Source organism: Elusimicrobium minutum Pei191 (assembly GCF_000020145.1).
In the GTDB taxonomy this organism is placed as follows: Bacteria; Elusimicrobiota; Elusimicrobia; order Elusimicrobiales; family Elusimicrobiaceae; genus Elusimicrobium; species Elusimicrobium minutum.
Genome location: NC_010644.1, coordinates 264707 through 289079, shown reverse-complemented (window position 1 = coordinate 289079; position 24373 = coordinate 264707). Strand labels below are relative to the sequence as shown.

Sequence of the window (24373 nt, the reverse complement as noted above, 5' to 3'; positions counted from 1 at the left end):
ATTTTGCTATTCTTTTAAAAGAAGGTTTGACAGTTTAAATTATTATAGATGGGGTTAACTGTATGCAAATGAAAAAAATATTAATTATAGCGATAGTATTGGTTGCCTTAATATTAGGTTATAAATACTATCAAAAAAACAAAGGGCCTAAGATGTCAAAAAGAGCCAAACAAAGAGCTGCGGAAAAAGCAGCTCAGGAAACCGTGGCGGAGGAAGTTGCAAAATTGCCTCCTTCTTTGCCTACTGAAGAGCAAAAAAGATATCTTTTTTTAATGGCGGCGAAAAGCGACACTAAAAGCATAAAATCTGTTTTAGAACAAAATGTTTCCCCTGATTTTAGCGTAAATATGGCAGATATGGTAGATAACTTTCCTCTTTTCCGCTCTGAAATTAAACAGCCTTTATTGGCATATATCGAACCTAACACCACTAATTGGACGCTGGTTTTTATGGCGGTAGCGTCTAACAATACCGAGTTGGTTAAATATTTAAACGAACGAAATGCCGACTTTAAAGTAAAAGGACCAAATGGGGAAGATTTGGTTGCCATCGCGGCTAAGCATAATAATATTTCCGTACTCGAAATTTTGTTAAACAACGGTTTGGCCCCTGTAATTGACCCGACTGATAAAAACAATTATCTTTCCTTAGCTTTTCAAACATATAATATTCCGCTTGCTACGATTATTTATAAAGGTGCGGTAAAAAACAATATAGACGTTTCTTCATTAATACCTGATTTTGAAAAATCTATAGCCGAAGGAAGAGAACACTTTATCAACTTTCTTATTGAAAATACCGGGGCTGACTTGAACCAAACGTTTAAGAACGGCATGTCCGTAATGCATGTCGCGGCCGCTAACCTGCAAGCCGATACTGTTAGAAATTTTGCGCTTAAAGGCATAGACCTTGATTTAAAAGACAATAACGGCAGAACTCCGCTTTTTTATACGGCAGGCCAAACAAGGTCGGAAAAAACTATCAATTTTCTTGTTGAAAACGGTGCCGATATTAACGTTCAGGATAATAACGGGGTAACTCCTCTTTTGCTTGCCATATCTAAAAAAGACGATATTTTAACAAATAAACTTCTAGACGCAAAAGCAGACGTTAATTTGGCCGACTTTAACGGTTTTACCCCTTTAATGATGGCTATACAAACCGGAAACTACACTCTTGCCAATAAAATTATTGAAGCCGGCGCAAACGTTAACACTCAGGCAAAAAACGGAACTACAGCTCTTATGCTCGCAGCAAGAAGAGGCAGCTACAGCATGTGCCGCACACTTGTGCAAAAAGGAGCCTCCAACAGGTTTAAAAATAAAGAAGGTTTAAAAGCTTCCGATATAGCGGTACAACGGGGTTATGTTAATATTTTTGATATGCTTGAAAAAAATTAATAAATAAAAAATCTTTTATACATGAAACTCTCCAGGCTCACGCCTGGGGAGTTTATTTTGTTTCAAAATTTCGCTTTGCGATTTCTCCCAGCAATAAACAGCAACGCCTCCGCCTTGCTGCTGCGGAGGCGTTGTAAAATCAGGGGTCTATTCTTCCCCCCGCTTACGCAGAGGATGCTCCGTACTCTTATAAAAAATCCCCGCTTAAAAAAGCGGGGATTTTGTTGTAAATAATAAGATTATTTAAGTTTATAAAACTTAGAAATAATGTTCCATGCTTCCTCAGCGGTATCGACAATATTATAAAGTTTTAAATTGTTTATTGAAATAACACCGTAATGGGCAAGTTTTTCAACGTTAACAACCTCTGTCCAGAACTGTTTGCCTACAAGCACCACTGGTATTTTGGATTTTTTACCTGTCTGCACCAAGGTAAGCACCTCAAACATTTCATCAAAAGTGCCAAAGCCGCCTGGAAAAACCACTATGGCTTTCGCGCGGATTACAAGATGCATTTTGCGTATAGCGAAATAGTGAAACAAAAATGCCATACCTTCAGTAATATAGTCGTTAGGCTTTTGCTCCATCGGAAGCGTTATATTAAAACCCACGCTTTTGCCGCCCGCTTTATAGGCGCCTCTGTTGGAAGCTTCCATAAGACCGGGACCGCCGCCTGTCGCGACAGCGAATTTATTTTTACCTTTTTTAACAACATATTCGCCGAATTTAACCGCTTCGTCGTAATATCTTGCAAGATCCAAAAGGCCTTTTTCTTCACGTAATTTTTCTTTAAGATTTTTATCAGAAGGAGATTTCTTTAACTTTTTTTCCGTAACCGCGATATCTTTTTTCATTTCCGCCTCAGGTTTAACCCTGGCACTGCCAAAGCAGACTATTGTAGAGTCTATCTGTTTTTCATTTAACATTATTTCCGGTTTTAAAAGTTCCAATTGCAATCTTATGGCTCTAAGCCCGTTACTTTTTAAAAAAGAGATATCTTCATAAGCTTTTGTATAAGATTGTATATGTCTGCTGCTTGTTTTTTTATTCATAAGTTTCCTTCTATTTTTTTGATTTTAACCATATTTTTATATTTTGTGCTATTTTCTCCGGAGATATGCCTATACTGTCATACAGTTCCGAAGATTTGGCATGTTCCACAAATTCGTCTTTAATACCAAGTCTTAACATATTACATGTCAAATTATTATCGGAAATATATTCCGCCGCGGCAGAACCAAAACCGCAGGAAAGCATATTATCCTCAACCGTAACCATGTTGGCGGTTTTTTTAAGCGCCGCGTTTATAATACCCGTATCTAAAGGTTTAACAAAACGCATATTTGCCACGCCGCAGTCTATATTTTCTTTTTTCAAAATTGCAGCGGCGGCCAAAGCGGGGTGGTAGCGATTGCCCGCGGCTAAAATATTTACATCTTTGCCTTTATGTTCAAAAACGCCTTTTCCTACTTCAAAAGTTTTTAACTCCTTATCCATTTCAACTCCAAAACCGGCCCCTCTTGGGTAACGCACGACAACAGGTTTTTTTAAATCAAAGGCGGTTTTTAACATATGCTGAAGTTCATTTTCATCTGCGGGAGCGGCTATAATAAGCCCGGGTATATTTCTTAAAAAACTAAGGTCAAAAACGCCGTGATGCGTAGGCCCGTCCTCCCCCACAACACCCGCGCGGTCAAGCGCGAAAACAACCGGTAAATTTTGTAAACAAACATCATGCAAAATCTGATCATAACATCTTTGCGCGAAAGAAGAATATAAAACAAATACGGGCTTCATTCCCGCGGCCGCAAGGCCTGCGGCGAATGTGGCGCCGTGTTCTTCCGCTATGCCTACGTCAAAATATCTGTGGGGAAAAGCGTCCCTGAATTTATCTAAGCCCGTACCTTCAGGCATGGCGGCTGTTATACCAACAATTTTTGAGTCCTTTTGGGCAAGTTTAACTATAGTGTCGCCAAATACTTTTGTAAATGTGGGCGCGACCGGAACTTTAGACTTGGATTTACCTGTGTCTTTATCAAAAATTCCAAGACCGTGAAAATCGGTAGGATTTTCCTCAGCCAAATCATAGCCTTTTCCTTTTTTGGTAACAACATGCAAAAGGACAGGCCCCGCGGTATCTTTAATGTCGTTTAATACGGGCAAAAGTTCATTTAAATCATTTCCGTTAATCGGACCAAAGTACCTAAAGCCCATTTCCTCAAAAATAGTTCCGGGAAATAAAATCGCTCTTGCTCTTTTAGCAAGTTTAGCCGCGTCATTACCCAGTTTGCTGAAGTTCTGTAAAAATCTTATTGAACGTTCTTCCGCAAGCTGCACGTACTTTTTGGTTAACAGCCTTGTAAGCATTTTACCCAAAGAACCAACGCGCTGTGAAATAAACATTTGGTTATCGTTTAAAACAACAAGCATGCTTGTGGCAAGCTGGCCTATATTTTGCAAAGCCTCGTAAGACATTCCGCCCGTTAAAGCGCCGTCAGAAACAACAGCAATGACTTTGCTTTCTTCCTTTTTTAAATCCCTGGCCACAGCCATGCCGAGCGCCGCCGAAAGAGAGGTCGAAGCGTGCCCCACGCCGAATGTATCATACTCGGATTCCGAGCGTTTTGGAAAACCGCTGATACCGCCTTTTGTTCTGATTTTAGAAAAATCTTTATATCTGCCGGTTAAAAGTTTGTGGGCGTAAGCCTGGTGCCCGGTGTCAAAAACTATTTTATCTTTAGGCGTATTGTAAGTATAGTGAAGCGCGGTAATGAGTTCAACAGCGCCAAGGCTTGAGCCCAAATGTCCGCCGTTTTTGCTTACAGTGTTTAAAATTGTATCTCGTATTTCCTTACAAATTTCAGGAAGAAGTTCTTCTTTTATATTTCTTAAATCTTGCGTTTTGTTAATACCCGGAAGGATTTTCATTACATGCTCCTAGTTAAAAAGAAATCAGCCATTTCATAAAGAGGGGCTGCTTTCTTCTTGTTGATAGCTTTAACTTTGTTTAAAGCGTTTACGGCTTCCCCTAAAACGGCTTTAGCGTATTTACGGCTGACTTCAAGCCCGTATAAAGAAACGAATGTAAGTTTGGCATTTTCTTTATCGCTGCCGCTTTTGCCTAATTTCTTTTCGCTTACGGTAACGTCTAAAATATCGTCCACGATCTGGAAGGCGAGACCCATGGCGTTACCGTACTTTCTCATATTGGCCCTGTCCGCTTCGGAAGCGCCAGCCAGTACCGCGCCGGCTTCTATGCTTGAACGTATTAAGGCGCCTGTTTTATTGGCGTGGATATAAGAAAGAACAGTTTCTGCGCTTACTTCTTTAAGTTTAGCGGGCATTAAAAAGTATTTAACAGATTTTTTGGAAAGCGCCTTGCTTTCTTTTTTGACAGCCGTAATACGTTTAAATTTGCCTTCAATAAGCCCCTCGGCGTAAATATCGGTTACCTGTCCGCCTACCATACCTTCGCTGCCTACGCCGTTAGCAAAAAGCTGTAAGGCTTTTAAAGTGTTTTTATGGCCTATAGATTTAACATCCCCGTTTTGGGCAAAAACCTCAAAAGCGTAGGTAAGCAACGCGTCGCCCGCTAAAAGGGCAAGATCCTCACCATAAACCTTATGGTTTGTAGGTTTCCCCCTGCGTAAAGAGTCATTATCCATGGAAGGTAAATCGTCATGTATCAAAGAATATGTGTGCACCATTTCTACAGCGCAGGCTGCGGGCATAACGTCAGCCGCTTTTTTGCCAAAAGCTTCAGCCGCGGCCATTACAAGCACCGGGCGCACGCGTTTACCGCCGGCTTCTAAAGAATATGCCATGGAATCTTTAATAACTTCAGGGGAATTTGCTATTTTTAAAATATATTTTGAAAGCCCTTTTTCTACAAACGCTGCTTTTGTTTTGAGATATTTTTCAAATTCATTCATTCCTTTTCCCCTTAATTGGACTTGTATATAAAATAATTATATCATTAAAGATATACATTTAAAACACCAACACTATGTCAATAAACAGACCACATATAGGAATTTTCGGCAAAATGAACGTAGGCAAGAGCTCTTTATTTAACGCTTTGGCCGGCAGAGCGCAGGCTATTGTTGACTCCACCCCCGGAACCACCACAGATCCTGTCAGGCTTATTATTGAAATTGAAGGGCTTGGCCCCGTTGTACTTTTAGATACCGGCGGTATAGACGATAAAAGCACAAAACTCGGTGAAAGAAGAGTTTTAAAATCCGTTAACGCCGTTAACCAGATAGATTTAGCTTTACTTGTTTTTACAGACAACAATTTCGGCCCTTATGAACAAGATTTTTTAGAAACTATTAAAGCCAAAAAAATACCGGTAATACTTATACATAATAAAAGTGATTTGACTCCCTTAAAATTAAAAATAGAGGACCATGAAATTATAGATTTTTCCGCTAAAAATAATAATACCGCCCCGATTTTAGAAGCAGTTAAAACCGTTTTAAATAAACAAAATAAAAAACCAAAAGGCCTTTTGGACGGTATTGTAAAAAAAGGCGACACTATCATACTTGTTATGCCTATAGACGCGTCCGCCCCGCAGGGCAGGCTTATTTTGCCGCAGGTACAAACGATTAGGGCGGCGCTTGATTTAAACGCCGTGGCCATAGGCGTTCAAGTGTCCGACCTTAAGCAGGCGCTTAACCAAAATCCGCAAACTTCTTTAGTTATTACAGACAGTCAAGCTTTTAAAGAAGTTAACGCCATTGTACCCCAAGAAATAGCCCTTACAAGTTTCAGTATTTTACTGGCAAGACAGACAGAAGAGTTTGAACAAATGCTAAAAGGAGTAAAAACTTTAGACGCTTTAAAAGATGGGGACAAAATCTTAATTTTGGAATCCTGCACGCACACGGTTAACGAATGCGTTGATATAGGCAGAACAAAAATCCCAAACCTTATAAAAAACTACAGCGGCAAAAATTTAGAATTTACAATAATACCCGGGCTTCAGGAATTGCCCGAAAATCTTGCCGGCTATAAACTTGCCGTGCAATGCGGCGGCTGCATGATAACGCAGACGCAATTAAAAAACCGCCTGCTTACGGCTATAGAAAACGGCCTTGCGGTTACCAATTACGGTATGTCCATAGCTTACACAAACGGCATTTTTAAACGCTCGGTTAAAATATTTAAAAAATAAAACTCTCCTGGCTCTGTCCCGGAGTTTCTTTTGCTTTAAAGTTTCACTTTCCGTTTGCAAGCCGGTAATAAACACCCTGGCCAGCGCGTAGATTATAAGCAAACAAAACTGCCCGTTCCCCTGCTTACGCAAGTTTTTTTTACGCTCTGATAAAAATTAAAAAGCGGGCCGCGTTTAAAAACGCGGCCCGCTTTCTTTGTTAAAAACTGTTTTTACTGTAACATGTAATAATAAGCGCCGCTTTCCGTGCCGCTTAAATCACCCGCCATTGATTCACAAATCTCAGCATTTTTATCATCGTAGGCAACGCAGCCTCTGGTGCCTTTTCTTAAAGCGTTTGCGCCTTCCGTAAGATATTGCCTTAAAGCATATTTGGTTCTATCCGGCACACGCTCGGCCGTAATACACTCGTTGGTAAGATGAAAAACAAAAGTTTTTGTTTTTATAGGGTTTGTAACGTCGTCACTGTGTTTTAAGGAGGCGTCCTCATCAGCTTGAAAGGTAATATCTAAAACTTCAAAATCATTAGCGTACACGCCGCTGTTAAGCCTTGTGCGCTCCAAAGCGTCATGCATATTTTTTATAATAACCCACGCTTCCGCCGCGCGTGATTTTTCAACCGCTTTAAGATATTGGGGCAGCGCAATAGCGGCCAAAATGCCGATAATTAAAACTACCACTAAAAGTTCTATCAACGTGAATCCCTTTTTCATATACTTTGATTGTACTATTTTTTCAAAAAAAATATAGCTCTATTTATATGGTTTTCTTACCAAGCCCGCTTCTGATATATATTTCGATTAAATTTTTGTATTATATACATATGATACTAGAAGGCAAAACTTTAGCCGCCGCGATAAGGGAAAATTTGCCCGCGCGCGCGCAGATATGCAAAACAAAACTTGGCCGCCCGTTAAAACTGACAGGCATCGGCTGGGCGGCGGATTACGCCTCCTACGTTTATTTAGACAAAGAAATTAAAGCCGCCGAAAAAACAGGAATAACAGGTGAAGTTATTGATATCACGGAGCAAACTTCACATGAAGAAATGCTTAATATCATTAAAAAACTTTCCACAGATGAAACGGTTGACGCTGTAATCGTGCCCAAACCGCTGCCAAGGCATTTAAACACTTTAGAAATTTGGGAAGCGCTTAACCCGTTAAAAGATATAGACGGTTCTTCCGTTTTAAATATGGGCAGGCTTTTTATGTGCAAAAACTGGGCTGAAGTTGAGGCCATGCAGGGTTTTGCCCCGGCCACGGCAATGGCCGTAATAAAACTTTTAGATTTTTATAAAATAAAACTTTCCGGCGTGGAAACAGGTGTTTTAGGAAGAAGCGCTACAGTAGGAAAACCCCTTGCCCACATGCTAAGCTGCAAAGACGCAACTGTAAAAATATGCCATTCAAAAACGCCGAGCCTGACTTCTTCCTTAAGCCAGTGCGACATTGTTATAAGCGCCATAGGAAAAGCTAAATTTGTAACTGAAAATATGGTAAAAACAGGCGCCATGGTTATTGACGTAGGTACAAACCAGGACGAAAACGGCGTGTTCTGCGGCGACGTGGATTTTGAAAATGTAAAAAAAATAACCTCCGCAATAACGCCTGTTCCGGGAGGAGTAGGGCCGGTAACACTTGCATGTTTGCTTGAAAACATTATAATATCAGGAGAAAGAAAATTATAAAAGCATTTTATAATTAACGGAGAATTTATGAAAAAGTTGATACCTGTTTTATCAGTATGTTGCATTTTTTTAATAGCGGCGTGCTCTTCTTCAAACAAAAAAAATGAAAACAAAATGCTTTTTATTGAAGAAGGCGAATACGAAGCCTCGTTAAACGAGTCAACGCAAAATGAAAGGCGCGGCGCAAGGCTTATGCATGAATCAAACTATCTTTTCCGCCTTATTCCGCAGTCTACTTATTTCTTTGATGAAAAAAATATGCCTTTGGACGATGTAACAAAGTCGGCCTCGGACTACAAGGCCGGCAGGTTGTGGACCAGGCCAAAAAGATATATGCCGGGCGAATACAAAACAGACTCATCATCTTCCGACTCTTCGTCTTCTTCGACAGCGACGGCGGCAGATGACGAATCTTCATATAGTTCAGCTTTAGCGGACGAATATTTTAATGAAGACGGATATTAATTTTAACAAATAAAAACCCCCTCCGTTTAAACGGAGGGGGTTTTTATTTACTTAAGAAAATTTTTTAAACCAAATAAGGATTATCAGTAAAAACAGCGTCCGCTCCAAGTTCTTTCATTTGAGCAAAAATTTCACGGTTGTTAATAGTATAAATCCAAACTTCAAGCCCCATCTCTTTAGCTTTATTAACAATATCTTTTGTTATGCGTTTATAGCTCATATTAAGGCTAAAAGCCTTTAGCCTTTCAGCCTGCTCCGCATTAAACTCCCTGGTAAGCAAACCTATTTTTACAGTTTCATCTAAAGCCCGCACATTTATAAGCGTATTAAAATTAAAACTTGAAATTATTACGCGTTCACTCCAATCGACCCACAATGTTTTTACTGATGATAAAACTTTTTCCTCTATACCGGGATAAGCGGTAATATCTGTTTTAATTTCAATATTTAATACAGTATCCTCACCCAAAACCTTCATGACTTCGGCTAAAAGGGGTATTTTTTCCCCCTCGCCGGCGTCTAAAGAAAAAATTTCTTTATAGTCCAAATCTTTAACAAAAGCATCGCGCCCGGTTACCCGTTTAAGACTTTCGTCATGGGTAACAACAAGCTGCCCGTCTTTACTCAAATGCACGTCAAGCTCAAAATATACAAGTCCGCTTTCTTTAGCGAGTCTAAAAGATTTTAAAGTATTTTCCGGCGCAAGAAGAGGCGCGCCTCTGTGTGCTATAATTTTCATATTAAAAACCAAAGGATTCCAACAGCTTGTCATAATACATATCAGGTATTTCCATACCTACTTTAGGGGTTCTGCCGCTGGCCGGGCCGTGATGATCAGATCCGGCCGTAACAAACAGGCCGTACTCTCTTGACACAGATAAAAGTTCCTGTATCATGGCCGTATTGTGCGAAGGGTAAAAAACTTCTATTCCGTTAAGCCCCGCGTCCGTCCATTTTTTAAAATCCCACTTTTCTTTTACAAGTCCGGGGTGCGCTATAACGGCAAGCCCGCCCGCTGACCTTATTTTTCTTATAGCTTCAACAACGCTTACGCCCAAAGAAGGAACGTAGCCAACCGCGCCCGGTACTAAATATCTTCTAAACCCTTCCTGGCGTGCCGCGACTATTCTTTTGGCTTTCAAAGCGTCCGCCACATGCGCGCGCGACACTATTGTTTTAGCGCGGGAAAAAACGTCCTCTTGCGTAATATCAAGGCCCGCCGCTTGCAGCTGCTTTATTATCTTTTTTATTCTAAAAACCCTTTTTTCGGAATTTTCTTTTAAAAAAGATTTGAAATCCGCGCAATCTTCTTTTATTTTGTAGCCCAAAAAGTGCAAATGTTCATCTTCATTAGTGCTTATTTCAACGCCTGTAACGAAGTTCATTTTATAGCTTTGCGCTTTTTCCTTAGCCTGCGGTACGCCTTCTATAGTGTCATGGTCCGTAAGAGCGTAAAGTTTTACCCCTTTTTTTACGGCAGCCACAACAACTTCAGACGGCTTTGAAGTGCCGTCCGAAAATTTAGAATGTGTATGCAGGTCTATAACAGGCATTAAACTCTTTCAACCGCTTTAACTTCGGGAATTTCCTGCATGATTTTTCTTTCAATAACGGCTTTAAGCGTCATTTGGGCCGCAGGACAGCCGCCGCAGCGTCCTTTAAGAGACACATAGACGGTTCCCGTATTTTCATCAAAAGAAACAAATTCCAAATCCCCCCCGTCAGCTTGGAGAACGGGTTTTATTTTAGCTATAACTTCTTCAATTTTGCTGTGCATATCATTTCCTCTTTTTGTAATATATAATATATTATAGTATTTTAGGAGAAACTAAGTGAAAAAAGGGGACTTGGGACTTACAGACCTGATAGGTGAAAAAAGCGTAAAGAAATCAGACTTAAGAGTGCGTGTTTTAGCCTATTTGGAGGATTTTATGGCCGCGTTGGGAATGGTAAAACTAAAAACACAGGATAATAACATTGACCTTATACAAAATTCTCTGTTATCCGTTATGCAAATAGTTTCCGGCGCTAAGGCGGAATTAAACCTAACAACGCTTGCCGGTATAGAGGACGTAATAAAAAATTCGGATTTTGGCGGCAAAAACACAGCTGCGCAGCTTCCGGGTTGCAATGAAACGGAAACCGCGTTAAGAAATGCATTGGCAAAATGCCATTTGGCCGAAAGTTACCTGACGGAACTTAATATTACGGACTCTTCCGTTTTAGCGTTTATTAACCACAGCGGCAAATATCTTGCCGCTGTTACTTCAAAATATATCTAAAATTTGATATTATTTTGATATACTGTCTATTAAGTATTTAAAAAGGTCGTTTATTTTAGTTATAAAGGTGAACCTCATGAAAAAAATATTGGCTGTTACATTATTACTCGCTTTCGCGGCTCCCGCCTTCGCGGCTAAATTCGCAACAGTAAGCTCGTACGAAGCAAACATTCGCAGTTGCGCGGGCACAAAATGCGCCGTTAAATGGAAAGCGTGGAAATATACCCCCCTTCAGATGATAGGGCTTAGTAAAGATAAAGTATGGGTTCAGGTAAAAGATTTTGAGGGCCACACAGGCTGGATTCACAATACATTGTTAAGCACACAAATAGGTCTTTCCGCCACATCAGACGTAAACATACGCCAAAGCCCCAGTTCAAATGCTCCTATAGTTTGCACTGTTGAAAAGGGTTACGCATTAAAGTTTATTTCTAAAAATGGCGGCTGGTACCAGGTTCAGGACGAACCCGCAGATAAAAACAAAGGCATCTGTAAAGGCTGGGTATACTCGGCCTATGTTTGGGGGCCCAGAGCAAAAACAGCAAAATAGCCTATTGTTTATAAGTTGATTTTTGGTAAAATATATATATGAAGAACTTTTTTACATTTATAGTACTTACAGCATTAGTTTTTTGCGCTTACACATTCTACAACAAGTCTGAGGAAAGCAAATTTACAATCTCAGGCACGGTAGAAGTGCCGCAAAGACTTCTTAAGCACGCACAGGCAAAGAACAATACCGCATCTATTATTATAAAGAATGAGGCTGATGTTCCGATAGCTATTAAAAGAATTATCAATCCTACTTTTCCTTTGCAGTTTAAAGTAGATACTAAGGATTTATTGGTAGGCGAAGTTGACGGCAAGGTTAAAATTGACGTGCAAATCAACAACCACGGTAATTTAGGAATTTTAAAAGCGGGCGATATCTTTGGCGCCGCCGAAGGCACCTATGCAATGAACTCAAAAAATATTATTATCTCGGCCGATAAAATGACAGGTACGCCAAAAATGGTAAACACCAGAGGTAATTTCTTTAGAACAGCCGCAAGATAGTTAAATTTAAGCAAATAAAAACCCCGCTTAAAGCGGGGTTTTTATTTTATGAAAGTATGTAATAACCCATTAGCGTAAGACGGGGAAGGATAGTCCTCTGATTTCACAACGCCTCCGCCTTGCTACAGCGGAGGCGTTGCCGTTTGTTGTTGAGTGAAATCGCAAAGTGAAACTTTGAAACAAAAGAAATCCCAAACGTGAGTCCTGTAAATTTTATATTATTTTGCCTGTCCTGTTATAACCTTTGGCGGAAGTGATTTTTACTTTAACAAAATCACCTGCTTTATACTTCTTATTACCTTTAACTTCCACCCTTCCGTCAATATCGGGGGAATCGCTTTCCGAGCGTCCGCAAAAAAGGTTATCTAATAAAACTTTAACCGTTTTTCCTTTAAGTTTACGGTTTATAGAGTCAATTACCCTGCTTTGCGCGCTGACAAGCTCCTCAACACGCTGCTTTTTTATTTTTTCCGCTACCTGGCGTTTCATAACAGCGGCGGGGGTACCGTCTTCTTTACTGTAAGCGAAAACGCCTACATTGTTAAATTTTGCCTCAGCTATAAATTTTTTAAGTTTTTCAAAATCTTCCGCAGTTTCACCGGGAAAGCCGGCTATAAAATTTGTTCTTAAAGACATACCGGGCACTATTTGGCGTATTAGTTTAATTTTTGCTCTTACTTCATCTTCCGTTGAACGCCTGTTCATAGCTTTTAATACCGGGGCCGATATATGCTGCAGCGGCATATCTAAATAACGGCATATTTTAGGTTCGCAAGCTATAAAATCAAGCAAATCTTTTGTAACCGTTTCCGGGTAGGCGTACATTATTCTAAACCACTCTATACCCTTTATTTTAACCAGTTTCTTTAAAAGTTTAACTAAAGAAGGTTTGCCAAAAATATCCTGTCCGTAAGCTGTGGTATCTTGCGCTATTAAAGAAATTTCCTTAACTCCGTTTTTTTCCATGGCTTTAGCTTCGGCAACAATATCTTCCATACTTTTTGAGCGGAAAGGCCCCCTTATTGCGGGAATTGTGCAATAAGCGCAACGGTTGTTGCAGCCGTCAGCTACTTTTAAATAAGCGCTGTGGGGCGCTGTAAGCTGAAGTTTAAAATCGGGCGCTTTAATATAGTCTGGCGCGGGACAAAACGAGTGTTTGGGCCTTTTAATGACATTATCAATTTTTTCAATACCTTTTAAACCTATAAAAGCGTCAACTAACGGGTATTTACTGGGTAAGGATTTCCCTTCTTTTTGAGTTAAACAGCCCGCTACTATCAGTTTTTCTATTTTACCCTGGGCTTTAAGTTTTGAAGCGCGTTTAATTTCCCTGTCTGCTTCCTCCCTTGCCGGTTTAATAAAAGCGCAGGTATTAATTAAAATGGTGTCGGCCTCGCTTTCGTCAGCCACGAGGTAATGTTTTTTATGATTTAAAATACCAAGCATTTCCTCGGTATCCGTAAGGTTTTTAGAGCATCCCAAACTTATTGTAAATATTTTAGCCATATATATATTTTAACTTTTTAAAAGGATAAACAGCCGATAAATACAAAAAAGGCTCCCGAAGGAGCCTTTTTTAAAGCTTAAAAGCTTTTAATTAGTTGCCGGTTACGACTGTGCAAACTTCACCAATGATAACCATGTGTTTGACTTCTCTGTCAACTGTAGCGACTGTTCTGATGTTGCCGGCTTTTTTAGCGGCTTCAACTGACATATCACCTGTGGCATAGATACCAAGGAAGTTCTTTGCGCAAGCTTTGCCTGTTTTTGTACCTGTTGAGGCTGTTACGAGTGTGGGTTCAGATGTTTCTGAAACTAACGCAAAACCCATGTATGAAGCGGGGGCCGCGCAGGCTGCGAGCATAACTACTACTGCTGCTAATGCTAATACTTTTTTCATTTAAAATCTCCTAATGTTTTTTATTTACTACTTTTAAATTTTAGTAATTTTTATCAAAACATGCAAATATTAATCTTCCTAACAAAAAGCATATTTTTATCTTCTGAAAAATAGTTTAAAAAAATAAATTTTTGTTTATGGATAATAAAGGTTTTTTATACTGTTGTCTATTGGCTGTTTTGCAAAAAAAATGAAACTCCCCGAGCTCACGCCCAGGGTTGTCTATAAGGTATTAACACAAAAAAAGCCCCGTTTTTATTAAAAACGAGGCTTTTTTATTTAACTTTTTATCAGGGCATTTCAAAAACGCCTTTTGAAAGCCCGTACTTTTTAAGATTTTCTTTTAATTTAGAATTATTCCCGAATTTAACCGCTTTTTTCACTGTTTCAACGCGTTTATCGCTTTCACCAAGCAGCTCTTCAAGTTCTTCTTTATCTAAAGAAGTCATACAGTTAATAGCGTCCGAATGGGCTTTAAGGCTTTGGGCTAAAACATCATTTTTTTCCGCTTCATTTAATATTTTAACATCCGCATCGGTAAAAAGGGCCGGGTTTTGGGCCAGTCTGCCAAGTTCAGGGTTGGAAGCAAAAGAATCTAACACAATGGCGCTGCCCGCTATTAAAAGAGCTGCCGTGGCAATATTTTTACCGCCTTTAATTGTAAGAGTGGCGCCGGAAGGTCTTGCTTTGTTAATTTCCGCAATTTTTCTTGTTATTTTTGCTTCAAGCGGGTTTACCGCTATCTGCCCCGCTTTGGCCGCAGCTTTCGAGGTTGTTTTAAAGTTCTTTATGGCGATTCGGGTTTCCAAAGTCTGCGTATAATTAAAATGTATATGCTGGCGCCCTACGACATAAGGCTCTAAAACGGCGCGTTTTTCTTTTAAAAACGCGGCGTGGTCAAAAAGGCTTTTGTCCATCCTTTCCGTTTTGCGGATAAAGCGCTGCAATTCATCGCTGAGTTGGGAATATTCTTTTTCAAAGTTAATAATATATCCCTTATGTGAGGTTCCCCTGTGGATAACTGACGAAAGTTCCTCTTTAAGGCCCCAATATTCTAAATGGTATAAAACATGCCTTGGTTCCGTTTTTACAAGATACGAATACAACAAAGCGTCTTCCTTAACCGCGTAGCTTAAAACTTTTTCATAAAGTTCGATTTCGGCTTTACCGGCAGCGGACAGAAGGGCTTTGGGCATTTGGTATGTTAAAGCTAATAAAGCTACCCCTCCTGCCAAATTATAAACGCTTTCTTTATTTTCTTTTAAATCGAGCGGCTTTCCCAACTTCTTTTCCAACAACTGCAAATCATGTTTCGTGCGGGCCTGATAATCTTTAAGCGTAACCGGCGCCTGAGCACAAACAGACGTTCCGGTAAGCATTACTAAAAGAACAGACATCCCCGCTATAAACTTAATTTTCATTGATGCACCTCTCGTGTCAACGCAAGCAGATATTTTGCGCGTGGAATTGAAATAGCGTATTACAAATACTTTAAAGCCTTCGTATAAAATTTTCATGGGCCAAAAGACCTATCTGTAACTTGGGCCTTGGTCCTGTTTTTTACAAAGCTGTTTTTACTATATAATATTTTTGGCTTTATTTCAGAGTGAACTAAAAAAGCCCGGAATTAAATTCCGGGCTTTTTTAGTTTTTTAATATTTTTTGCTTAAGCAAAATCAGCCAAAGCCTGCTCGGCGCTGGTAAGTTTAATTTCCTCGGCGGCAAGCTCCGCCTTTACTTTTTCAACCTGCTCTTTAGGAGCATTGTTTACAAAACGTTCATCTGAAAGCCTGGCTTTACGGTTTGCTATATTGGCCCGTGCCGCGGCAATATTTTTGCTAAGTCTGGCCTTTTCCTTTTCAACGTCAATAATGCCTTCAAGCTCTATAAAAGCCGTTACCGCGGAGTATACTGCCGTGGCACTCATAGGTTTTTTAACTGCTTCTTTGGAAGCGGTTAAATTGTCTGTTTTGCATAAAAGCCTAATGTAGTCGGCATAATCAGACACTGTTTTAAGTTCTTCATCATCAACCGCTTTTAAAGAAACATTAAGCTTTTGCGCGGGCGGAACGTTAAACTCCGAACGTACCGTGCGCACCGCCGAAATAATGCCTTTAATAAGGTCCATTTTAGCTACGGCCCCGGGGTTTAAAGCGCTTTCATCACAAAGCGGGTAAGAGTCTTGCAATAAAAACTCTTTATCCGCACCTGTATAAGGTTTAAGCACCGAAGATATTTCCTCGGTAATAAAAGGCATCATCGGGTGAAGCGCTTTTAAAGTACCGTAAAGCACGTTAACTAAAATACTCATAACGTACTCTCTGTCAGATTCAAACCTGGCTTTTGCGAGTTCAACGTACCAATCGCAAAAGTCGCCCCATAAAAAGTGGTATAAAACATTTGCGGCGGCCGCCATATTATATTTTAAAGTGGCGTCCTTAGCGGTTTTAATAGCGGTGTTATAGCGGTCAATTAACCACGCGTCCGCAAGTTCTTTGGGTTCTGCGGGCATTTTAAGCGGGCCTTTTAAGTCACCCATATTCATTAATATAAAGCGTGAAGCGTTATAAATTTTATTACAAAAATTGCGCGCGCCTACAATAGACTCTTCGGCGTAAGGTATATCTTTACCAAGCACGGCCTGCATTAAAAGGGAAAATCTGACCGCGTCGGTACCGTATTTGGCCGTCATATCAAGCGGGTCGATAACATTGCCTAAGGATTTAGACATTTTTTTCCCCGTTTTATCCCTTATAATACCGTTTAAGAAAACGTCTTTAAAAGGCAGTTTGCCCGTAAAATCAATGCCGGTAATAGCCATGCGGGCAACCCATAAGTACAAAATTTCATATCCCGTAACCATTGTTGAGGTTGGGTAAAAATACTCAAGCTCTTTGGTTTTTTCTGGCCAGCCTAAGGTTGAAATAGGCCATAAGGCGGATGAAAACCAAGTATCTAAAACATCGGGATCTTGAACAAAATCCGTGCCGTCGCAATCCGGGCAGGAATGCGGTTTTGTATGGGAAACCACAGGCTTGGCGCCGTCTTCAAAAGATACTTTGGCTACTTCCTTTACGCCTTGTTTTGTTTCCATATAGGTTAAACCGTTTTTACTGCAGGTTGTGCAATACCAAACGGGTATTCTGTGACCCCACCAAATTTGGCGGGAAATGCACCAGTCCTGTATATTTTTAAGCCAGTTTACAAAAGAATGCTTCCAGCTTGCGGGGTGAAATTTTAATTCCTCTTTTTCGGCCGCTTCAATTACGGGAGCGCAAAGTTCTTCCATTTTAACAAACCATTGTTCGCTTAAATATGGTTCTATAACGCTGCCGCAGCGGTAACAGGTGCCAACGGCATTGTCATGCTTTTCTTCTTTTACCAAAAAGCCCTGCTCTTCTAAATCTTTAACAACTTCCTTGCGGGCAGCTTCACGGTCCATGCCAACATATTTTTCGGGGCAGTTAATAAGTTTGCCTTTATCCGAAATTACGGATATTACGGGCAAATTATGGCGCTGTCCGATAACATAGTCAACAGGGTCGTGCGCGGGCGTAATTTTTAAAGCGCCGCTGCCGAAACCTATTTCAACGTCCTCATCAGCTATTATTGGAATGTAGCGGTCAGTTAAAGGAATTCTTACTTTTTTGCCTACAACACCCTGGTAGTTTTCATCCTTAGGGTTAACCGCTATGGCGGCGTCGGCAAAAATGGTTTCGGGCCTTGTGGTGGCTATAATAATACCGTCAAAGCTTTCTTCCCCTTTATAGTGAAGATGGTAAAGTTTGCCTTTTTGCTGTTCGTGATCGACCTCAATATCTGATAAAGCGGTATTGCAACGCACGCACCAGTTAATCATGCGTTTGCCACGGTAAATATATTTTTTATCCCACCATTGTTTAAAACATTCGTAAACGGAAGCGGCGCGTTTTTCATCCATGGTAAAGCGTATGTTTTCTAGCGAGAGATCTATAGCCCAGCCCATTTTTTCAAACTGGTTTAAAATAGCGCCGCCGCATTCTTTATACCACTTCCACATTTCTTCTAAAAATTTTTCACGGCCGAGGTCATGCCTGGTTATTTTTTGCTCTTTGGCAAGTTTTTTCTCTAAAACGTTTTGCGTTGCTATGCCGCCGTGATCTGTACCCGGCACCCAAAAAGATTCTTTGCCAAGCATACGCTCCGTTCTTATTAAAACGTCTTGCAATGTGCAGTTAAGCGCGTGCCCTATATGAAGCGCGCCCGTTATATTAGGCGGCGGTATTACTATAACAAAGGGAACCTTATTTTTGTCAATATTAGACGCGAATATTTTTTTTGCCTGCCATTCTTTGACAAGTCTTTCCTCAACTTCTTTAGGTTCGTAAGCTTTAGGCAACATACAAGTCTCCTCTTTTAGGGTTTTCCCTCTGTCTTTATATTTATATATTTTATAATATTAAGATATGGATAACAAAGATATCATTGAAACGGAAATTATAGAAGCCGAAGTGCTTGATGAGAACGGCAGACCCGTTAACTCTAAAAAAACCGCTAACACCCAAACAGCCAAAGGGGTTGAAACCATCCTTAAAGCCATAGTTGTTTTGGCGGCGGGCTTTTTAATGTCCGTATTAATAGCGGTTGTTTTTATAATCTTGTTTATACCCGTTTTAATTTTAAAGGCGCTGGGCCTTATAAAAAGCGACTTCCAAATCCGCAGGTTTAAGTAACTAAACTCTAAAATATCTTATTAAAGTTATATAAAACCGTTTCAGGCGCTTTCTTCTTACGTTTATTAAGTACAGCCCGCATAAAATAAGCGCGCCTCCTATAAAAGCCTCTTTGCTGATAACTTCGCCCAAAAGAATATAGCCGAAAACCATGGTAAACAAAGGCTGCGCGTATATAAAAGCGCTTGCTTTAGAAGGGCCGATTTTTTCAATACCTTCATTATAAAAAATAAAGGCAAATCCGCTGCAAAAAATACCTAAGTAAGCAAGAGCGGACAAAGCCCTCGGGCCCATATGCGCGAAATCCTTTAAAGAACCGCTTACAATTTCTATAGGAAGCATTATCGTAACCGCTGCCAAAAACAAACAAAAAGTAATCCTTAAATTAGGCATGTTTTTAAACCAAATACTCATTGGCACAACGTAAAAAACCCAGTTAACCGCAGTGGCTACAAAAATCAAATCACCCTTTAACGTACTCATTGAACTGCCGTCAACAAATGTCTGTTTGGAAAGGAAAATAAGAAGCACGCCCAAAATACAAATTATAAAGCCCATCATTTTATCTTTCGGCAGCCTTTCCTTAAAAAAGGCTACCATTGTAAAAGCCACAAAAATAGGGCTTAACGCAACAAGCCAGCCGGCATGGTTTGTGCTTGTGTGCATAGTAGCGTAGCCTTGAACGTTTTGTTGTATAACCACTCCTACCATGGCTAAAAAGAAAAAACGCAGCCAGTCTTTTTTAGTTAAGGTTTTAAGCCATTTAAATTCACGCAAAAATAAAGTTACAACCAAAAGCCCCAAAACGCTGCGCGCAAAAACAAGTGTTGTAACGCCGCATTCGGCTAAAGCGGTTTTTACAAAATAAAAAGTTAAACTCCAAAAAAGTATTGAGGCAAAAAGTTTTATATAAATCATATTATCTTGCTAAATATTTTTTCCTTATATGCTGCGGCAGTTTTTCTATAGCGTAGCGAAGCATTGTACGCGGCATTTTAGCGCCGTGTTTATCTAAAAAAACAAGCAAAGGTTTAATATCCCTTTTACCCATTTCACGAAGCATCCACCCGCAAGCTTTATGCATTAAATCATGTTCATGCGTTAAAAAATATTCTGCAAGCTCAAGCGTTAGGTTAAAGTCTTTTTCCCTTATAAAATAAAAAGTTGTAAGCATGGCGATGCGCTCTTCCCACAAAAAGCCCGAACGGGCCATTTTATATATTTGGGAATAATTTTTATTTTTGTAATACCACGGACCTAAAATATAACAGGCGGATAAATCAACCAAATCCCAATTATTAATATTTTTTGTGTTTTTAAGGTACAGTTTTACAATTTTTTCTTTTTCTTTTTCTTCTTCCCATTCAAATTTTAAACGTAAAATTATAAGGGCGTTAAGCCTATGTTCATGCACGGGGGAACGGAGAAGTTCTTCCGTCTCGGCTAAAGATATTTCTTTAAAGTATTTTTTTGCAATCTTTCTATTATCAGGTACAATCACGCCTATAAAAATATCCCCTTCACCGTACTGGCCTTTGCCTGTTTTAAAAAAACGGCTTAAGTGCACAGCCTTTCCTTTATCAGATATTTTTTTTAAGTCATTAAGTATTTTGTTTTTTACGCTCATGTTTATATTTTATTAAATTTGTTATCATGTAATATATTCTTAAAAGAGGATTCCATATGCAAAATATTTTAGCCCTGCGAACAAAAACAAACGTTTTAGATTACAAAACAAAAAAAGCGATTATTTTACAGGTTTTACTGCTTGCCTCGGCTTTGGTTTTACCTGCGGTGTGTCACCACTTAAATTTGCAAACTAAAGTATTTTTGCCGATGCACTGGCCCGTGCTCTTAGCAGGCCTTGTTTACGGATGGAGAAGCGGTCTTACATTAGGCATATCCGCCCCCTTAGCAAGCTTCGCTTTAAGCGGTATGCCTCCAGCCCATATTTTACCGATTATGACCCTTGAACTTGCCGTATACGGTTTTGCCGCCGGAGCTTTTAGGCAGCAGTTAAAATTAAATTTTATTTTCTCCTTATTGGGTGCTATGATTTTAGGGAAAGCTGTTTATATTTTAACCGCATATACTTTGGCGGGCAGCGCTTCTTTTGCTTTTATACAAACATCTTTGCCCGGCATTATTTTGCAGGCCGTTTTACTTCCTTTAATAGCGTTGATATGGACAAAAAACAAATAGCCGCCTTTTTTGATTCCATAGCCTGCGGATGGGACGCGAAAGAAAGATCCGAAGTTTACGCTAAAATAGAGCAAATATTAGCTAAGTGTGAGATAACGCAAAAAGCTAAAATTTTAGATATCGGCTGCGGCACTGGCGTTTTATTCCCTTTCCTTTCAAAATACAATCCCGGGGAAATTTTAAGTATTGACCTGTCTTCTAAAATGCTTGAGGAATTTAAAAGAAAGCACCCCGAAGCGAACGCTTTGCTTGCTGATTTTGAAGACATTAAATTAGAAGAAGATTATTATGACAATATTATCGCCTACAATGTTTTCCCGCATTTTGTTAACAAAGAGGCGGTTTTTTATAACGCTTTTAAATTTTTAAAACACGGCGGAATTTTTGTTGTGGCGCACTCCATGACAAGGGAAGAACTTAACTCAATGCATGGACGAAAGAAAGAAACATCAAAAGATTTACTGCCTTCCTCAGAACAAATGAAATATTTTTACGCCTCAGCCGGTTTTAAACAAGTTATAGTGCAGGAAAAAGCGCCAGGATTTTTTTCCAAAGGCGTTAAAATTTAACGAATACTTAATATTTGATATAATAATATAGATTTAAGGAAAGGTGGCCGAGCGGTTTAAGGCGCAGTCCTGGAAAGACTGTATACCCTAAAGGTATCGAGGGTTCGAATCCCTCCCTTTCCGTAGATTGACAAGAGCCTGTTTCTTTGATGAGACAGGCTCTTTTTTGTATTTTGTCATCGCAAAATATGGCTTTGTACGGCCTTGTGTGGCTTGTGCTGGTTGACTTTTTAGGTAAAAAAGGGAGACATATTACTTATTTTTTACCTTTTTAAATGCTTTATTTTTTTCTTTCATTTCACGCTATTTTCTTACTTCTTTGGATAAATAATGTCTTCTGTCACCTGTTTACTGGCATGCCCTGCATAAAGAGAAGCATCTTTTATGTCAACGCTACGAACCATTGTTTGAGTAACGCTTGTTTTGCACAGCATTCTAAAAGTGCCTTGTAAGCGCGGAGTGTCTGACCCGTTTTCTAAAATCATACGATTAACATGTCTTAAGTTTTTGCTAAAGGCTGTAGCGAAAGTTTATTAAACGTTGAAAACGGTTAAGAGATATTCTATATTCATTAACGGTGCACGGTACCAAGGTTAGGGTTGCCCTCCGAGAATTGATTTTATAGAATGTTGTGAGTACAATATCAAGTTATTGACTCGTTAGGGTTGCCCTCCGAGAATTGATTTTATAGAATGTCTTCACTCTCTTTAGACAGCAATACCCTGTTAGGGTTGCCCTCCGAGAATTGAATTTATAGAATAAAACCAGTTCCCATACCTCTAAGCCTTGAGTTAGGGTTGCCCTCCGAGAATTGATTTTATAGAATTTTGAAGCGACGATATAGGGAAGATTACATGTTAGGGTTGCCCTCCGAGAATTGATTTTATAGAATAAATCTTCTGTTGTGTATGCAGTAACTAATGTTAGGGTTGCCCTCCGAGAATTGATTTTATAGAATAACGAAATACAATATATGCCCGGCGTTAAGGTTAGGGTTGCCCTCCGAGAATTGATTTTATAGAATAGTCCTGGTTCTGTTTTTGGATTCGTTCCTGTTAGGGTTGCCCTCCGAGAATTGATTTTATAGAATGAGTGGTGTTGGGGATATATGCTATAAGAGGTTAGGGTTGCCCTCCGAGAATTGATTTTATAGAATGTTGTTCTGTCAATGTTATACTGTAATTGTGTTAGGGTTGCCCTCCGAGAATTGATTTTATAGAATGGTTAATTCCGGCGACCATTACACTTTTGCGTTAGGGTTGCCCTCCGAGAATTGATTTTATAGAATAATATTTGGATATGTATAAGGAGCAGCAGAGTTAGGGTTGCCCTCCGAGAATTGATTTTATAGAATTTTCCGGGTTGCCTTTGCCGCGGACAATATGTTAGGGTTGCCCTCCGAGAATTGATTTTATAGAATTATAGTGTCACCGTACTCCGAAATAAAGGGTTAGGGTTGCCCTCCGAGAATTGATTTTATAGAATATTAAACTCAATTTTCCGTATAAAAAATTAAATTATTTTTTATAAAAAATACTAAAATATAGTTAAAATCTCGGGGATTTTTAAGAAATTTTTTAAAAAATGGGCAACTCTAATAAGAGTTTTTTCGTAAAATGCCAGCTTACTGGTTCAAAGAAGTTTTTTAGTAAAGTATTAAAAAATTGGCGAGAAGGCGATTGGAGCCAGCCTCAATTTAAAGAAGAGTATCAAAAAAGTCTGGCCGCTCGGCCTGTACTTTCAACCTGCCGTAAAAATGTTTTGTCATTTTAAACATTCTGTCCGTAAAAAATAAAAAGCAGATGTGTCCATTATCGGGTACTATCTGCTTTATTTGTTTTTCAATAATGTCGCATCTTTCTTTGCTGAAAGCATAGTAACTGTAAATAGATTTTTGCAGCATGATAAAACCGGAATTTTTAAGCGTTTGCCTAAATTTATTGGCAATTCTCATTTGGGTTTTTGTTTTTACAGGAAGGTCAAAGGCTATTAAAATCCACATTGTTTTATAAGGTGAAATCATTTTAAAATTGCCGGGAAAATTATCCTGTTTTCCCGTTCTTCCAAAAACGCGATATACGACTGGATATATTTTTGTATCCCGGCCGTAAGATTAAAGGCACCATCCTCAAAATACAAGTTACTTTCTATCACGCTTGCCATATATTTTTTAGCCGAAGGCGACAGACTTTCCTCTTGCGTCAAAACATCCAATTTATTTTTTACCATAAAATCTATAAGAGGACGCAGTGGTTCTATCAAATCATCTATTAAACAAAACGGATTATGGTTCTTACTGTGGAAAATACCGATGGCGGGATTTAATCCGGCGGAAACAACCGCCCGCGCAATAGAACTTCTAACAATCGCATAGCCATAATTTAACGCTGAATTTATAATATCCTTATCGTCGGTATTTCTATGAAAATCATTAAATAAATTTTCAAAATATACCTTTGCGCCGACACCTTCTTTAAAAGTAGCATCGCCAGAGCGCACCTCGCGGGCCATATTAAAAATGGTTTCCGCCGCCTTAAGCGTGTCAAATCTTTTTAACACCTCAGCTTGGTTGTTTAACTTACTTGTGATTATTTGTTGCCAGGCTTGTTTTATTTGTGGTTTTGAGGCATTTATTTGTAACTGGAGTCTGCGTCCGTAAATATTTGTGGTAAAAGAAGAAAGCAGCATTCCGGCGGGGTTATAGGTTTTATCGCAGAAGATGACCGGTACTTTATGCTCTAAACATTTTTGTATGCAAGTATTGGAAATGGTAATATTATTACCGTAAAGTATAATGCTGTTTATATCGTCAAATAAACAATGCAGTTTTTCCTCTCTGTCTTTTACTGCGGAGAAGTTATTGTTTTTTACGCATAAATGGTACCCGTCCCCGGGGATATCCAAAACTCGCCACATTT

At 39.4% G+C, this 24373-nt stretch carries 25 protein-coding genes, 1 tRNA gene and 1 CRISPR repeat array; of the genes, 11 read left to right on the top strand and 15 right to left on the bottom strand.

Annotated features, from left to right (window positions below; translation table 11 throughout):
• The first annotated feature begins 68 nt into the window (after window positions 1–68).
• The gene (locus EMIN_RS01360) at window positions 69–1400 is read left to right on the top strand and encodes an ankyrin repeat domain-containing protein (protein ID WP_187146164.1); all 1332 of its coding nucleotides are present in this window, start codon (window positions 69–71) and stop codon (window positions 1398–1400) included.
• Between the two features lie 239 nt (window positions 1401–1639).
• Here EMIN_RS01360 and EMIN_RS01355 read toward each other — a convergent pair whose 3' ends face one another.
• From EMIN_RS01355 to EMIN_RS01345, 3 genes are read right to left on the bottom strand one after another with little or no spacing between them, the layout of a single operon-like run.
• Window positions 1640–2452, bottom strand: coding sequence for an LOG family protein (locus tag EMIN_RS01355; protein ID WP_012414446.1), 813 nt, complete (start codon window positions 2450–2452; stop codon window positions 1640–1642).
• A 10-nt stretch (window positions 2453–2462) separates the two neighbouring features.
• Window positions 2463–4328 carry a 1-deoxy-D-xylulose-5-phosphate synthase gene (gene dxs / locus EMIN_RS01350; RefSeq protein ID WP_012414445.1) on the bottom strand — a complete coding sequence of 622 codons (1866 nt, stop codon included), beginning with the start codon at window positions 4326–4328 and terminating at the stop codon, window positions 2463–2465.
• Window positions 4328–5332: a polyprenyl synthetase family protein gene (locus EMIN_RS01345; RefSeq protein WP_012414444.1), complete on the bottom strand. Its 1005-nt coding sequence runs from the start codon at window positions 5330–5332 to the stop codon at window positions 4328–4330. Before EMIN_RS01345 ends, dxs begins: the two co-directional genes overlap by 1 nt.
• Window positions 5333–5406: 74 nt before the next feature.
• On the opposite strand from EMIN_RS01345, the gene hydF reads away from it, so the two are divergent.
• The gene (gene hydF, locus EMIN_RS01340; RefSeq protein ID WP_041691224.1) at window positions 5407–6579 is read left to right on the top strand and encodes a [FeFe] hydrogenase H-cluster maturation GTPase HydF; all 1173 of its coding nucleotides are present in this window, start codon (window positions 5407–5409) and stop codon (window positions 6577–6579) included.
• Between the two features lie 212 nt (window positions 6580–6791).
• Here hydF and EMIN_RS09595 read toward each other — a convergent pair whose 3' ends face one another.
• Window positions 6792–7292 (bottom strand): type IV pilin protein, encoded by a 501-nt coding sequence (locus EMIN_RS09595; protein ID WP_012414442.1) that lies wholly within the window; start codon window positions 7290–7292, stop codon window positions 6792–6794.
• 110 nt (window positions 7293–7402) lie between these two features.
• Here EMIN_RS09595 and EMIN_RS01330 point away from each other — a divergent pair, with 110 nt between their 5' ends.
• Both EMIN_RS01330 and EMIN_RS01325 read left to right on the top strand, forming a co-directional pair.
• Entirely contained in the window at window positions 7403–8269 is an 867-nt protein-coding gene (locus EMIN_RS01330) for a bifunctional 5,10-methylenetetrahydrofolate dehydrogenase/5,10-methenyltetrahydrofolate cyclohydrolase (RefSeq protein WP_012414441.1), read from the top strand.
• Between the two features lie 27 nt (window positions 8270–8296).
• Window positions 8297–8734: a hypothetical protein gene (locus EMIN_RS01325; RefSeq protein ID WP_012414440.1), complete on the top strand. Its 438-nt coding sequence runs from the start codon at window positions 8297–8299 to the stop codon at window positions 8732–8734.
• 64 nt (window positions 8735–8798) lie between these two features.
• On the opposite strand, the gene EMIN_RS01320 is transcribed toward EMIN_RS01325, so the two are convergent.
• Genes EMIN_RS01320 through EMIN_RS01310 form a run of 3 tightly spaced genes read right to left on the bottom strand, consistent with a single transcriptional unit; the run spans window position 8799 to window position 10511 of the window.
• Window positions 8799–9473, bottom strand: a complete 675-nt coding sequence (locus EMIN_RS01320; RefSeq protein WP_012414439.1) for a glycerophosphodiester phosphodiesterase — start codon at window positions 9471–9473, stop codon at window positions 8799–8801.
• Between the two features lies 1 nt (window position 9474).
• Complete coding sequence (locus EMIN_RS01315) at window positions 9475–10287, bottom strand: PHP domain-containing protein (protein WP_012414438.1); 813 nt, start codon at window positions 10285–10287, stop codon at window positions 9475–9477.
• Window positions 10287–10511, bottom strand: a complete 225-nt coding sequence (locus EMIN_RS01310) for a NifU family protein (protein WP_012414437.1) — start codon at window positions 10509–10511, stop codon at window positions 10287–10289. Before EMIN_RS01310 ends, EMIN_RS01315 begins: the two co-directional genes overlap by 1 nt.
• A 55-nt stretch (window positions 10512–10566) precedes the next feature.
• Here EMIN_RS01310 and EMIN_RS01305 point away from each other — a divergent pair, with 55 nt between their 5' ends.
• The 3 genes from EMIN_RS01305 (at window position 10567) to EMIN_RS01295 (ending at window position 12072) form a co-directional block, all read left to right on the top strand.
• Complete coding sequence (locus tag EMIN_RS01305; protein ID WP_012414436.1) at window positions 10567–11016, top strand: ATP:cob(I)alamin adenosyltransferase; 450 nt, start codon at window positions 10567–10569, stop codon at window positions 11014–11016.
• Window positions 11017–11092: 76 nt separating this feature from the next.
• Entirely contained in the window at window positions 11093–11566 is a 474-nt protein-coding gene (locus EMIN_RS07995) for an SH3 domain-containing protein (protein ID WP_012414435.1), read from the top strand.
• 38 nt (window positions 11567–11604) lie between these two features.
• The gene (locus tag EMIN_RS01295) at window positions 11605–12072 is read left to right on the top strand and encodes a hypothetical protein (protein ID WP_012414434.1); all 468 of its coding nucleotides are present in this window, start codon (window positions 11605–11607) and stop codon (window positions 12070–12072) included.
• 213 nt (window positions 12073–12285) lie between these two features.
• Here EMIN_RS01295 and rimO read toward each other — a convergent pair whose 3' ends face one another.
• The 4 genes from rimO to EMIN_RS01275 all read right to left on the bottom strand — a co-directional run bounded on the left by rimO (window position 12286) and on the right by EMIN_RS01275 (window position 18353).
• On the bottom strand, window positions 12286–13578 hold the full coding sequence (gene rimO, locus EMIN_RS01290; protein WP_012414433.1) for a 30S ribosomal protein S12 methylthiotransferase RimO: 1293 nt from the start codon (window positions 13576–13578) through the stop codon (window positions 12286–12288).
• 91 nt (window positions 13579–13669) lie between these two features.
• The gene (locus tag EMIN_RS07990; protein WP_012414432.1) at window positions 13670–13972 is read right to left on the bottom strand and encodes a TRL-like family protein; all 303 of its coding nucleotides are present in this window, start codon (window positions 13970–13972) and stop codon (window positions 13670–13672) included.
• A gap of 290 nt (window positions 13973–14262) precedes the next feature.
• Window positions 14263–15393 (bottom strand): hypothetical protein, encoded by a 1131-nt coding sequence (locus EMIN_RS01280; protein ID WP_012414431.1) that lies wholly within the window; start codon window positions 15391–15393, stop codon window positions 14263–14265.
• A gap of 245 nt (window positions 15394–15638) precedes the next feature.
• Window positions 15639–18353, bottom strand: a complete 2715-nt coding sequence (locus tag EMIN_RS01275) for a valine--tRNA ligase (RefSeq protein WP_012414430.1) — start codon at window positions 18351–18353, stop codon at window positions 15639–15641.
• A 64-nt stretch (window positions 18354–18417) separates the two neighbouring features.
• Here EMIN_RS01275 and EMIN_RS01270 point away from each other — a divergent pair, with 64 nt between their 5' ends.
• Complete coding sequence (locus tag EMIN_RS01270; protein WP_012414429.1) at window positions 18418–18684, top strand: hypothetical protein; 267 nt, start codon at window positions 18418–18420, stop codon at window positions 18682–18684.
• On the opposite strand, the gene EMIN_RS01265 is transcribed toward EMIN_RS01270, so the two are convergent.
• Together EMIN_RS01265 and EMIN_RS01260 are read right to left on the bottom strand one after the other, a co-directional pair.
• On the bottom strand, window positions 18685–19602 hold the full coding sequence (locus EMIN_RS01265; protein WP_012414428.1) for a DMT family transporter: 918 nt from the start codon (window positions 19600–19602) through the stop codon (window positions 18685–18687). It abuts the gene before it with no gap.
• Between the two features lies 1 nt (window position 19603).
• Window positions 19604–20311: a DNA alkylation repair protein gene (locus tag EMIN_RS01260; RefSeq protein WP_012414427.1), complete on the bottom strand. Its 708-nt coding sequence runs from the start codon at window positions 20309–20311 to the stop codon at window positions 19604–19606.
• A 56-nt stretch (window positions 20312–20367) separates the two neighbouring features.
• On the opposite strand from EMIN_RS01260, the gene EMIN_RS01255 reads away from it, so the two are divergent.
• The 3 genes from EMIN_RS01255 to EMIN_RS01245 all read left to right on the top strand — a co-directional run bounded on the left by EMIN_RS01255 (window position 20368) and on the right by EMIN_RS01245 (window position 21578).
• Entirely contained in the window at window positions 20368–20886 is a 519-nt protein-coding gene (locus tag EMIN_RS01255; RefSeq protein WP_012414426.1) for an ECF transporter S component, read from the top strand.
• Window positions 20868–21455 carry a class I SAM-dependent DNA methyltransferase gene (locus EMIN_RS01250; protein WP_012414425.1) on the top strand — a complete coding sequence of 196 codons (588 nt, stop codon included), beginning with the start codon at window positions 20868–20870 and terminating at the stop codon, window positions 21453–21455. Before EMIN_RS01255 ends, EMIN_RS01250 begins: the two co-directional genes overlap by 19 nt.
• A 37-nt stretch (window positions 21456–21492) precedes the next feature.
• Window positions 21493–21578, top strand: a tRNA-Ser gene (locus EMIN_RS01245).
• A 469-nt stretch (window positions 21579–22047) separates the two neighbouring features.
• Window positions 22048–22940: direct repeats of the CRISPR family, unit length 36 nt; unit sequence GTTAGGGTTGCCCTCCGAGAATTGATTTTATAGAAT.
• 211 nt (window positions 22941–23151) lie between these two features.
• Here the strand turns inward: EMIN_RS01245 and cas2 are convergent.
• Both cas2 and cas1 read right to left on the bottom strand, forming a co-directional pair.
• The gene (cas2, locus tag EMIN_RS01240) at window positions 23152–23478 is read right to left on the bottom strand and encodes a CRISPR-associated endonuclease Cas2 (RefSeq protein ID WP_012414422.1); all 327 of its coding nucleotides are present in this window, start codon (window positions 23476–23478) and stop codon (window positions 23152–23154) included.
• Window positions 23475–24371 (bottom strand): type II CRISPR-associated endonuclease Cas1, encoded by an 897-nt coding sequence (gene cas1, locus EMIN_RS01235; RefSeq protein WP_012414421.1) that lies wholly within the window; start codon window positions 24369–24371, stop codon window positions 23475–23477. Before cas1 ends, cas2 begins: the two co-directional genes overlap by 4 nt.
• Between the last annotated feature and the right edge of the window lie 2 nt (window positions 24372–24373).